Annotated in this window: 11 protein-coding genes; 9 read left to right on the top strand and 2 right to left on the bottom strand. The window is 63.1% G+C overall.

Going from position 1 to position 12,157, the window contains the following annotated elements:
• The first annotated feature begins 57 nt into the window (after nucleotides 1-57).
• On the top strand, nucleotides 58-234 hold the full coding sequence (locus M9H71_RS15115; RefSeq protein ID WP_455405785.1) for a hypothetical protein: 177 nt from the start codon (nucleotides 58-60) through the stop codon (nucleotides 232-234).
• 199 nt (nucleotides 235-433) lie between these two features.
• On the top strand, nucleotides 434-1,360 hold the full coding sequence (locus tag M9H71_RS15110) for a DUF3991 and toprim domain-containing protein (RefSeq protein ID WP_455405784.1): 927 nt from the start codon (nucleotides 434-436) through the stop codon (nucleotides 1,358-1,360).
• Nucleotides 1,361-1,379: 19 nt separating this feature from the next.
• Here the strand turns inward: M9H71_RS15110 and M9H71_RS15105 are convergent, their stop codons facing one another.
• A complete protein-coding gene (locus tag M9H71_RS15105) occupies nucleotides 1,380-1,850 on the bottom strand; it encodes a MucR family transcriptional regulator (RefSeq protein WP_455405783.1) in 471 nt (156 codons plus the stop codon).
• 355 nt (nucleotides 1,851-2,205) lie between these two features.
• On the opposite strand from M9H71_RS15105, the gene M9H71_RS15100 reads away from it, so the two are divergent.
• The 7 genes from M9H71_RS15100 (at nucleotide 2,206) to M9H71_RS15070 (ending at nucleotide 11,914) form a co-directional block, all read left to right on the top strand.
• Nucleotides 2,206-2,658 (top strand): hypothetical protein, encoded by a 453-nt coding sequence (locus M9H71_RS15100; protein ID WP_455405782.1) that lies wholly within the window; start codon nucleotides 2,206-2,208, stop codon nucleotides 2,656-2,658.
• Nucleotides 2,655-4,433, top strand: a complete 1,779-nt coding sequence (locus tag M9H71_RS15095; RefSeq protein ID WP_455405781.1) for a PcfJ domain-containing protein — start codon at nucleotides 2,655-2,657, stop codon at nucleotides 4,431-4,433. Before M9H71_RS15100 ends, M9H71_RS15095 begins: the two co-directional genes overlap by 4 nt.
• A 37-nt stretch (nucleotides 4,434-4,470) precedes the next feature.
• On the top strand, nucleotides 4,471-5,178 hold the full coding sequence (locus M9H71_RS15090; protein WP_455405780.1) for a DUF6915 family protein: 708 nt from the start codon (nucleotides 4,471-4,473) through the stop codon (nucleotides 5,176-5,178).
• A complete protein-coding gene (locus tag M9H71_RS15085) occupies nucleotides 5,165-5,458 on the top strand; it encodes a DUF5983 family protein (RefSeq protein WP_455405779.1) in 294 nt (97 codons plus the stop codon). Before M9H71_RS15090 ends, M9H71_RS15085 begins: the two co-directional genes overlap by 14 nt.
• 242 nt (nucleotides 5,459-5,700) lie before the next feature.
• Complete coding sequence (locus M9H71_RS15080) at nucleotides 5,701-6,303, top strand: DUF1419 domain-containing protein (protein ID WP_455405778.1); 603 nt, start codon at nucleotides 5,701-5,703, stop codon at nucleotides 6,301-6,303.
• A 12-nt stretch (nucleotides 6,304-6,315) separates the two neighbouring features.
• The gene (locus M9H71_RS15075; RefSeq protein ID WP_455405862.1) at nucleotides 6,316-6,714 is read left to right on the top strand and encodes a DUF3085 domain-containing protein; all 399 of its coding nucleotides are present in this window, start codon (nucleotides 6,316-6,318) and stop codon (nucleotides 6,712-6,714) included.
• Between the two features lie 106 nt (nucleotides 6,715-6,820).
• Entirely contained in the window at nucleotides 6,821-11,914 is a 5,094-nt protein-coding gene (locus tag M9H71_RS15070; protein WP_455405777.1) for a DEAD/DEAH box helicase family protein, read from the top strand.
• Between the two features lie 9 nt (nucleotides 11,915-11,923).
• On the opposite strand, the gene M9H71_RS15065 is transcribed toward M9H71_RS15070, so the two are convergent.
• Nucleotides 11,924-12,157, bottom strand: a 234-nt coding sequence (locus tag M9H71_RS15065; protein WP_455405776.1) for an RES family NAD+ phosphorylase, incomplete at its 5' end; no start/stop codon positions are given.

Genomic DNA, 12,157 nt, shown 5'->3' with positions numbered 1-12,157 from the left:
AACAATTCGGCGCCCGTCGAGCGGGGATGATCCCCGCCCAAGGACGGAGATCCCGAAATGGCCCACAATCTCGCTCTCGCTCAAAACCACGCATTCGATCTCGCCCGCTTGCTTCTCGTCCCGGTAACACTCTTCGAGATCGACGGCGAGTTCGGCGTCATGCCAAGCGCTGACCTTGAGGACGGCGAGGTAACCGTTATCCAGGAATACGATCCATGGACGCCGGCTCTTTGAGCCGGCTGACCGCTGCCGCTGGCGCTGCCGCGGACGCAAGGGAGGCTGCGCCACGGCGAAAGTCCGGACCTCTGCGAGGTCCCGCCGCGCCCTTGCGTCCTCGACGCTTCGCGGCTGGTGCGCGGTGCACCAGAAGTGCAAAGTAAGGAAACCAGGCGATGAAGGGGCCGAGCCGCTGAGAGTGCGGCCGGTAACAAGAATGGACAAGGCTGAAATCGAGGAACTACGAGCAAAGGTCGGATGTGCAACACTCCTGGAAAGCGAAGGCTGGCAGCTCGATCTGAAGGAGAGCACGCGCAACGCCGTTAAATATCGCCAAGGTGCGCGGATCCTTATCGTGAATCACGAAGGGCGAGGCTGGTTCGATCCGCTATCGCCGGCAAAAGGAGATGTATTCTCCCTCGCGATTTTTCTCGGGGCGAACACATTTTTCGAGGCACGCGACCGTGTTGCCGGCGTCGTTGGATACGTCTCCGCGCCCACCGTTTTTCAGCGATCGGAAAAATCCCGGTCGCTAAAATCCATCGCTGCGCGATGGTCATACCGCACCAGACCTCGTCCAGGATCTGCGGCCTGGACCTATCTGATCAACCAACGCTGCATTCCGACCGAAGTCATCGCGGCGGCGGCGCGTGCGGGAGAACTTCGGGAAGGCCCGTCGGGCAGCATGTGGGCCGCGCACCGCGATCCGAACGGAAAGTTGTTAGGTTGGGAAGAGCGCGGTGAAGCGTGGCGCGGCTTTTCGACCGGAGGCGCGAAGCAACTCTTTCGGTTTGGTCGCCTTGACCGCGCTCGCGTGTGCGTTACCGAGGCGGCAATCGATGCTTTCAGCCTCGCGGCGCTCGAGCGGTGTCGGGACGACACCTGCTATGTCAGTACAGGAGGCGGTTGGGCTCCAGCGACGGAAGCGGTGATTGTCACCCTGGCGGAAGCTGGTCGCACGCTCGTCGCTGCGACAGACAACAATCGACAGGGCGATGTCTATGCCGATCGAATCAATGCGATCGCCTCATCGCATGGATGTCCCAGTGAGCGATTGCGCCCCCGTGCAGAAGACTGGAACGAGGATCTATGCGCGCTCCGTCGCAACACGTCGTGCGAGACGGCCGTCGTCACCAGCGTTTAGGTGATCGACGCCAGCACGGTTAGCCAAACTTCAGATGAAGTTTCTTTCGCCGTGCCGGCTTTACGGGTTCGGCTTCGCTCTTTGGCTTGCGGCCGAGCCCCATCGATTTCGCCATGGTGGAGCGCGCCGCACTGTAGTTGGGTGCCACCATCGGATAGTCCGGCGGAAGATTCCATTTTTCACGGTACTCGGACGGCGTCATACCGTAGTGAACACCAAGATGACGCTTCAAAGATTTGAATTTCTTGCCATCCTCAAGACAAATGAGAAAATCGGGCCGTACTGACCTCTTAACCGACACCGCTGGCCGCCGCGTTCTCTCGACGACCTCGGCGGAGCCGGCAGTCCGCAAGGAGCACACGGACGCGTGTACGCTCGAGATCAGTCCGGCGAGTTCAGAGGTTGGCACCGGATTTGCGCGCACATACGCTGAAACGATGCTCGCGGTGAGCGTGACGGTGTTGGCGTCGGTTTCGGCAGCGTTGTTCATAGCATTGTAGATCCGGAGCTGAGGTCAGAGGTTATTCCCAATTGATAGTGCAACGACATCCATTCACAAAGTTCAAGTGAATCAGCCGCATTTAATCCCGATAGATCACGAATAAAATTTGAGAGCGGCCGTCGTGCACACGCATCGTGCCATTGCAGGCGCAACCGCGGCGACAGGATTGCATCGCTTCGAGGAAAATAGGAAGGAGACAATAGAACAAAGGAAAACGCGATGCCGCATGCTCGCCGGCCGCATCAAGGGTAAAGCTGCGCCCGCGTGCCGCGGCCCTTGACCCGTCCGACCGCGAGGCGGCCGCCCGGAGGTGTTTTCAACACTTCTGGGAAAGGAAAAGGCCATGGAAATGGCGCAGCAGCTCGGCGCAATTCTTCGCGTGCTCCAGGTTGTCGAGATCGAATATTCGCTCAGTGGCGGAGGAGATTCCGGGGAAACGACGCTGGAAAGAATTGTCTATCGTGACCCCCCTACTGCCACCAAACTCCCGGACATCCCGGTTCGGTTCACCGACGACGGCCGGATCGTGCGCCTGCCCGATCTGCTCGAAGACATCGTGGCGGACGCTCCGGAGGGCGATTGGGTCAACAACGAGGGCGGATATGGCACTGTCTATGTGCGCCCCTTCGAGGACGACAGCAGCCTCGCGATCGAATGCGACATGACCTACCGCGACGACGGTGATTATGGCGACGACGATCATGACGATGAGTTTGTCGATGACGAGGAGAGCGATCTGAACGAAGCGGCAATTTCGCCTCTGCCGGTGATCCGGGCCGAGGAGATCGCGCCGTGAGCAAGTTCACCTGGACCCGCCTGAAGGCGGATGCTGCCTCGAAGCTGACCGCGGCCTGCCCGGCTCTTGCCAGTCGAGACACGGACCTTTCGGTCCTCGCCACGGTCGTGGCTCTGGCTGACACCCATTTATCCACCAAGATGATAGCGGGCGCGCTCGAACCGAAGTTGCTGGTTTCGCCAAAGCCGCGGGGCGACGCCATTGCCGATAGTCTCCTCGCAGTGATCGCGACGCCGATCTACGCCAGGGTTTCGCAGCCCGATGGGACTTGCGGTCCGTGCCTCGGCGACTGGGTGGAAGTACATGGCTTCGCCGAGATGAGTCTGGCCGTGCTTGCGAGCGCCACCGGGTTGGAGGAATTGAACGCCGCCGCGGCCATCGTTGCTGATGCAATCCGCAAGCTATCACGCCGGACAGCGGAGCTCGCGCTTGCTCATCTTGGCGACGTTCTTGAACGCGATCTGCACGCCGCAGCGACTTACCTCCCCTCGCGGCTTACTTCGCCCGCCGTATGGCTGCTCGCACCCGAAACAAGTGGCGATCCCAGTCGGGGCGAGATCCTGAAGCGCCGGCTCCAGGCGATGACGATCTACGGGGCGCTTTCCGGTACGCTCATCAGTCCCGAGGTCACGCGTGCGATTGACGACGCGACCCCACTTGCACCGATTCTGATGCAACGTCACGACCTTGACGCCGCCGAGCTGCGGGCACTTCGCGGGGCGCGCAGTTTCAGACGTTCAGTTACGTGCGCGACCGATTTTCACGTTGCGGTCCAGGAACTCAAGGCCCACGAGGTCGCACAGAGCGACTGGCCTGGAGCAGGCCGGCCCGAGCACCCTGACGCCTGGGAAAACTGCGTCTGGACCACTAGCGAACGCCAGAGCCTTCTGCGGCCAGACTATCTCGGATCCGGCGCCATGGACGCCATAGATGCCCTGCGTACCGATCTTCTGCGACCATTGGCAGCGCAGCGCATCCGCGTGCGCGCAACCACGCCGAGTCACGATGTCCTGAATTTTGAACGCACCATCGCGCTCGAGGCAATCGGCGGCGAAGGATCTGCTCGCCAACGCCTTCTACGCGCGCTGCGGCAGGCAATCGTCGGCAACCGCCGCCACAAGGCGTTTCAGGAGGCCGTCGCGCTTTGGCACCGGCGTGTCGCGTCTCTCTCCGCGCTCAGGCATGAGCGGCAGGCTGACCGACCTGGCTGGCCGCCTCTATGCGCGCCGTGGCGTTCGAGCTGCGGCCGCTTCGAGATCGCCGTTCTGGCCTCGGCCGCCGATTTGGTCGAGGAAGGAAACGCTCTCGATCATTGTGTCGGTGGTTATTACGAGATTTGCCGGCGTGGCGATACGCAGATCCTCTCCATTCGCGACGACGGTCAACGGGTCGCGACCGTCGAGCTGCGTCTGGGCCCGGATCTGAGTGTACTCACCCTGGAGGTAGGGCAGTTTCGGTCGCGCCGTAATGCGTCACCAGGCGCTCATCTGCATGATCCTCTTCGCGCGTTCCTGCGCGATATCCGCGCTGGCGTCCATCCGGTCGAAGCGGCGCAGCTAGCTCGCTATCGCAAGCGGATGCGGGAGACCTGGGACGGCATATGGCGCAGCGATGCGCTGTCGATCGCCCATGCGCGCGAGGTTTTTCCATTCTATCTCGCGCTGCTTCCCCGCGACACGCCACACGATTTCGATGCGTGGTGCGAACGATCCGGGCTCAGTGCCGCGATCGACGGAGCCATAGCCCATCTGGAAGCGCGTCCGCCCAAGGGCTGATCCGTTCCGCACCGATCCACCAACAAGGAGAGCAATCATGCATCCCTACGATCACGCGCGCTCGTCAGCACGCATCCATGGCGGTAGCTGGCAGGACTACTATCCGCTTCACTCCTGGTTCGATGAAACGAAATCGCTGTTGTGCCGGTTCACGCATCGCGCCCTGCGCCATCACATCGAAGGTGCGAGGGAAGCAGTGGCGCTTTTCGGAGACGTCATCCGCAACAGCGACGGTGCCGACGTCTGCACGATGACGCTCGGCATTCAGCATCTCGAAGAGGATGTGCCGACAGTCGTGGCGGCGAAGGACTGGCTCGTCGGTTTCGCCGCCCCCGGCTGGCTGCCCCAGACCACACCGGCGGCCGGCGATCTCGCCGCGACGAGCGTGATGCGATTCGGCGGCACGCCGTCGGATTTCCTTCCGCTGCACGCGTGGTTCCTTGCGACACAGCAATGGGTGGAAGGCACGCAGCACCTTGTCTTCAGGCACCATGCCTTCGGCATATTCGAGGCCGAAGCCCGGTTCAGCGCCGTCATCGCCATGTCCGGCGGGAGCTTCGTACCAACCCGCGTCGTCGCGGAGCGTCATGTTCAGGAGGTTCTCGGCCGCATTCCGCCGGCAACGGAGTTCCTGCGGTGCATCCGAGGAGAGCGCTGGATGTTGCAGGCGACCTCGCCACGGCGTCTCGGTCTCGACGTTCGTGTCACCCCGCGGGTGCTGGAGGTGAGTCATGTCCATGCTTGACACTCGCCGCTTCGTCATCGTCTCGACCAGCCATGTGACGGCGGCGACCGCGAGCCTCCTCGACAACACGCCAAATTCGCTGTGGCCTTGCGTCGGAGGGCGCTACGCCGACTACGGCTGGTTCGTCTATGCCCATGAAGAAAACACGGATGTCGGTGCTGACGTCATTCCCGACGACCTGTTCGCCGTCATGACCTGGGCTCGCGGCGAGGGGTTCGACTACATCCTGCTCGACCACGACGGCGACCCGATCGAGGGCATGACCACCTATGAGTGGTGAGATCCGCCGCAGGCCTGCTGGCGAATGACGGAGAATGCGAAGGGAGAAGAACGGAAACGGAGAATGGCCTGCCGCATGCCCGCCGGCCGCGTCAAGGGTGAAGCTGCGCCCGCGTTCCGCGGCCCTTGACCCGGCCGGACGGAGAGGCGGCCGCCGGGGAGGGGTCATGAAGGGCTGAAGAGAAGATGGTGATCCCGTGAGGGGAGCCGCGCTCCGGCCCGACGAGGCTGAAGGAGCCCGCCATGAACCTCTCATCCGTCCGCAAGGTCTTCCAGGGCGTCGCCGATCGGCGGCAGATGTTCCGCATGTTCGATCGCCATGCGCAGCGGCCCAATCGCTTCGGGGGCGACGACGGCGCACTCTATCGCGGCGAGTGGTTCGAGATCGGCCAGGTCGAGCATGACTATATGTTCGAACTGCTGCCGCCGCTCTGGATGCGCGGTGACATGTTCGCCATGCGTGAGTGCATGACTGGCTCGATCACGAGCGTCTTCTTCTCCCTCCCGATCGACGGCCGCATCCGGTATTTTCACGGCTATTGCGATCTTGCCGACGGGGGATCGCCTGCATCCATGCGAGGCGCAATCGTCGAACGCGAGACGCGTCCTGTCCGGGCCATGACCAAGGCGGAACGGCTGGATCATATCTGGTCAAGCACCCACGATGAATATCGTGGCTATGCCGATGGCCGCTTCCCCCATTCGCAGCGCGGCAGGCGGATCGTCATGATGTGTGCGTCGTGGCCGGGTCGTGATTTCAAGCTGCTGGACGAACTCTCAGATGCAGAGATCTCGGCGAAGCTGCCGGTGCATCTGCGCTACCTGCCCGACACGATTGCGGCTTGATGGGTGTCGGCGATGTTCACCTTTTCCGTGACGGATATCCGCGCCGTCATCATGCGCGGACGCATGGACGATTTCCAGAACGGCGGCTTCCGCAATCCCTATTACGGCCTGCGGCCCGGCGAGGGCGAAAAGCCCGGCGCTTGGCTCGTCGGCGACGAGGGTGTCTACCTCATGTCCAACGGCGAGCTCGCCGAAGGTCAGCGCCCGCTCGTCGTCTATGCCGAGGAATGCGATCCGAAGACCAATCCGGACTACTGGCATTACAAGCGCCGGCATTTCGGCGGGGATGACGGCATCGAGTTTCTCGATGCCGAGATGCTCGTGAAACTGATCACCAGGGCGCCAACGGCGACCCATCTGATGATCACGATGACGGATACCAGCCTCGCCATCACGCTGGTCCGCCGCTGAAGCCAGGGCCGATACAGCCCCTCCGCCAACTTTCCCGCGATCATTGCTCCATCCGGACGCGTCCGGCGGGACGATGACGCGCGCCTTCAACACAGGAGAATTTTCCATGGCGCACGACGATCCCTTTACCATCGATCTCTTCGGCAACACCGCCCTATCCTCTGGGCTCGGACTGGGCGTGACCGCCTTCGCCGGCGACTTTTCGATCGATGCCGATGACGACGACGATCCCGATCCGACGCCGCCCGCCGGCGTCGCGGCGGCGAAATCGCCGCCAGCTTCGGACCTTGGCCAGGCTGTGAACTTTCGTCTTGCCGGCGACCGCCTCCTCGCGGCGGGTTGGAAGGCACGCGCCCGGGACAACATCGAGGCGATCCGGCTGGCTGCGGAGATCGACGCGGAGGCCCGACCGGCGACGCCCGAGGAGCAAGAGCGCCTTGTCCGCTTCACCGGCTTCGGCGCGGGCGATCTTGCCAACGGCATCTTCCGCCGGCCCGGCGAAACCGCATTCCGCAAAGGCTGGGAGGATCTCGGCGACGAACTACAGGACGCCGTGAGCGAGGGCGATTATGCCTCGCTCGCGCGGTGCACGCAATATGCGCATTTCACCCCGGAATTTATCATCCGGGCGATCTGGGCCGGTCTTCAGCGTCTCGGCTGGCGCGGCGGCCGCGTGCTGGAGCCTGGGATTGGAACAGCTCTCTTTCCTGCGCTGATGCCGGATGCTCTGCGCGACGTCTCGCATGTCACCGGCGTCGAGCTTGATCCCGTAACAGTGCGCATTGCCCAGCTGCTCCAGCCGCAGGCTCAAATCATCGCCGACGACTTCGCGCGCACCGATTTGCCGCTGGCTTTCGATCTCGCCATCGGCAATCCGCCCTTCTCCGATCGCACGGTCCGTTCGGATCGAGCCTATCGCTCGCTGGGATTGCGCCTGCACGATTACTTCATCGCGCGGTCCATCGACCTCCTGAAACCCGGTGCGCTCGCAGCCTTCGTCAGCTCCTCCGGCACGATGGACAAGGGTGATGCCACGGCCCGCGAGCACATTGCGAAGTCCGCCGATCTGATCGGAGCCATTCGCTTGCCCGCAGGGAGCTTCCGCGCCGATGCCGGGACGGATGTCGTGGTCGACATCCTCTTCTTCCGCAAGCGCAAGGCAACCGAGCCCTTGGGCGATCGCGCCTGGCTCGATCTCGAGGAGGTGCAGTGCGCAAACGAGGAGCAGGGCGCGATCCGCGTCAATCGCTGGTTCGCGCTGCACCCTGAATGTGTTCTCGGCACGCATGCGCTGACCTCGGGGCCGTTCGGCGAGACCTACACCTGTCTGCCGCGCGCGGACGTTGATCTCGGCGCTGCGCTTGATTCCGTTATCCAGCTCCTCCCGGAGGCTCTGTATGACGGCGAACCGAGCGAAATCGAATTCGCACTGGACGGCGTCGAGGGATCGGCTGATGGCGGCTCGCCGGCCGAACGGCATGTCCGGGAGGGAAGCTACTTCCTCGATAATGCCCACGGCCTCATGCAGGTCATCGACGGCACGCCCGCCGCGGTGCAGGTTCGCAAAGGCCGTAGCGCCGAGGGCATTCCGGAAAAGCACGTTCGTATCATCGGAAAACTCATTCCGATCCGAGACGCCGTGCGCGAGGTCCTCAAATGCCAGGAACAGGATCGGCCCTGGAAGGACGCGCAGGTTCGCCTGCGCATTGCCTGGTCGGGCTTCGTGCGCGACTTCGGCCCGATAAACCACACGACCGTCTCGGTCACCGAGGACGAGGAGAGCGGCGAGGTTCGTGAGACACACCGTCGTCCGAACCTGCAACCGTTTCTCGACGATCCGGATTGCTGGCTTGTCGCCTCGATCGAGAATTACGATCTCGACACGGACACTGCCAAGCCCGGGCCGATCTTCTCCGAACGCGTGATCGCGCCACCGGCGCCTCCTGTTATCACCTCGGCCGCGGACGCGCTTGCCGTCGTGCTGAACGAGCGCGGCCGTGTCGATCTCGAGCATATTGCCGAGCTGCTCCATCAGGACGTGGTCGGCGTGATCGCGGAGCTCGGTGACACGATCTTCGCCGATCCGAGCAACGGGTCATGGCAGACGGCGGATGCCTATCTCTCCGGTCCGGTTCGCGACAAACTGAAGGCGGCCGAAGCCGCCGCGGCACTCGATCCCGCCTTCGAGCGCAATGTCCGTGCGCTTGCCGATGTCCAACCGGTCGATCTCGGCCCCTCCGAGATCACCGCGCGTCTCGGTGCGCCTTGGATTCCTGCTGGCGATGTCGTCGCCTTCGTCAAGGACATGATGGGCGCCGAGATCCGCATCCACCACATGCCCGAACTGGCGTCGTGGACAGTGGAGGCGCGCCAGCTCGCCTGGATGGCGGCCGGCACCTCGGAATGGGGCACGGACCGTCGGCACGCCGGCGAGCTGCTCGCCGATGGCCTGAACAGCCGCGTGCCGCAGATCTTCGACACGGTGAAGGACGGCGACAGTGAGCGCCGTGTTCTCAACGTCGTCGACACAGAAGCGGCGAAGGAGAAACTCCACAAGATCAAGACGGCGTTCCAGAACTGGGTGTGGTCCGATCCCGATCGCACCGATCGTCTGGCGCGGGTCTACAATGACCGCTTCAACAACATCGCGCCGCGAAAATTCGACGGCTCCCATCTGAAACTTCCCGGCGCCTCTGGCGCCTTTGTTCTTTATGGGCATCAAAAACGCGGCATCTGGCGCATCATCGCGGCCGGCTCGACCTATCTCGCGCACGCTGTCGGCGCCGGCAAGACCATGACGATGGCGGCCGCGATCATGGAACAGCGCCGGCTCGGCCTGATCGCCAAGGCGATGCTTGTCGTTCCCGGTCACTGCCTGGCACAGGCCGCGCGCGAATTCCTCGCGCTCTATCCGTCGGCCCGAATCCTCGTCGCCGACGAGACGAATTTCAGCAAGGACAAGCGGGCGCGCTTCCTGTCGCGCGCCGCGACCGCGACCTGGGATGCCATCATCATCACACACTCGGCGTTCCGCTTCATCGGCGTGCCGTCGGCCTTCGAGCAGCAGATGATCCAGGACGAGCTCGAACTATTCGAGTCCTTGCTGATGAAGGTCAAGAATGACGACCGCGTTTCGCGCAAACGGCTCGAGCGCCTCAAAGAAGGACTCCAGGAGCGGCTGGAGGCGCTTGCGACGCGCAAGGACGACCTCCTCACCATTGCCGAGATCGGCATCGACCAGATCATCGTCGACGAGGCGCAGGAATTCCGGAAGCTCTCCTTCGCGACCAATATGTCCACGCTGAAGGGCGTCGATCCCAACGGCTCGAAGCGCGCCTGGGACCTGTTCGTCAAATCCCGCTTCATCGAGACGAAGAATCCGGGCCGAGCGCTGGTGCTCGCCTCCGGCACGCCGATCACCAACACGCTGGGCGAGATGTTCTCGGTGCAGCGCCTGATGGATCACGCGGCGCTGATGCAGCGCGGCCTGCATGAGTTCGATGCGTGGGCGTCGACCTTCGGTGACACGACCACCGAACTCGAATTGCAGCCCTCCGGCAAATACAAGCCGGTCTCGCGCTTCGCCAGCTTTGTCAACGTTCCCGAACTGATCGCGATGTTCCGCTCTTTCGCCGACGTCGTGATGCCGGAGGACCTGCGCCAGTATGTGAAGGTGCCGGCGATCTCGACCGGCCGGCGCCAGATCGTCACCGCGAGGCCGACGGCCGCGTTCAAGCGCTACCAGCTCCAGCTCGACGCCCGCATCAAGACCATCGAGGAGCGCGATCGGCCGCCCGAACCCGGCGACGACATCCTGCTCTCCGTCATCACCGACGGGCGCCATGCCGCGATCGATTTGCGTCTTGTCGATGCCGACAACGACAACGAGCCCGACAACAAGCTCAACAGGATGATCGATACGGTCTTCCGCATCTGGCGCGAAACGGAGGAACGGACCTATCGGCAATCCGACGGCAGGCCCTACGAGCTGCCGGGCGCGGCGCAGATGATCTTCTCCGATCTCGGCACGATCAGCGTCGAGAAAACCAGAGGCTTCTCCGCCTATCGCTGGGTCCGCGACGAGCTCGTCCGCCTTGGCGTGCCCGCGTCGGAGATCGCCTTCATGCAGGACTTCAAACGGTCCGAGGCGAAGCAGCGCTTGTTCGGCGACATCCGCGCCGGCCGGGTCCGCATCCTCATCGGCTCCTCTGAGACGATGGGTACTGGCGTCAATGCGCAGCTCCGGCTGAAGGCCCTGCATCACCTCGATGTGCCATGGCTTCCGTCCCATATCGAGCAGCGCGAAGGTCGCATCGTCCGTCAGGGCAACCAGCACGACGAGGTCGATATTTTCGCCTATGCGACCGAGGGCTCGCTCGACGCAACGATGTGGCAGAACAACGAGCGCAAGGCTCGCTTCATCGCCGCCGCACTGTCCGGTGACACCTCAATCCGCCGGCTCGAAGATCTCGGTGAAGGCCAGGCGAACCAGTTCGCGATGGCCAAGGCGATCGCGTCCGGAGATCAGCGGCTGATGCAGAAAGCCGGTCTCGAAGCCGACATTGCGCGGCTGGAACGTCTCCGCGCCGCCCATATCGACGATCAGCATGCGGTCCGCCGGCAGATTCTCGATGCCGAACGCGACATTGATCATTCCACGCGCCGTATCGCGGAGATCGGACAGGATATCGAGCGCCTCGTTCCGACCGCCGGCGATGCCTTCCTCATGGACGTTGCCGACACGCGTTTCACCGAGCGCAAGGAGGCAGGCAGGGCACTGATGAAGGAAATCCTGACCCACGTGCAGCTCCAACAGGAGGGCGATGCCGTCATCGCCTCGATCGGCGGATTCGACCTCGAATATTCCGGTGAACGTTTCGGCCGCGACGGTTATCACTTCACGACGTTGCTGCTGAGGACCAATGCCGAATTCGAAGTCGACCTGCCCGTCACGGTCACGCCGCTCGGCGCGATCGCACGCCTCGAGCACGCGCTTGACGATTTCGAGGGTGAGCTGGAGCGTTATCGCCAGCGTCTTGCCGACGCGCACCGCAGGCTCGCGTCCTACCAGTCGCGCGGGGAAAGCGAATTCCCCTTCGCCGGGGAACTGGCGGAGAAGCGCAGGCAGCTCGGCGAGATCGACAGGACGCTAGCTGCCGATGTTGAAGGTTCTGGAGATGCGACGGACCTCGCGGCGTAGGCTTCCCGGTTAGCGCAGGCGATTTTCGTCGTCGATCAGTTGCAATCGCGCTGGGGGCTCCGGTCCCCATCGCCACAAGACGAGATTCATATCCTCGATAGTCGCGCCGGGGGCAAAGCTGCGCACTATCAGCCCATCATAGCCTTCTTGGAGCAGCCGGCTGGCGAACGCTTGCGTCCTCGCCTCGCCGGCTGTTTTCATTTGGTCACGCCAGGTGGTGTCGGCGAGCGCTGCGGCGTCGAT

The sequence above is a fragment of the Rhodopseudomonas parapalustris genome (assembly GCF_053772255.1).
Note: the sequence above shows the minus strand (reverse complement) of the source record. Positions and strands in the feature narration are given on the sequence as shown.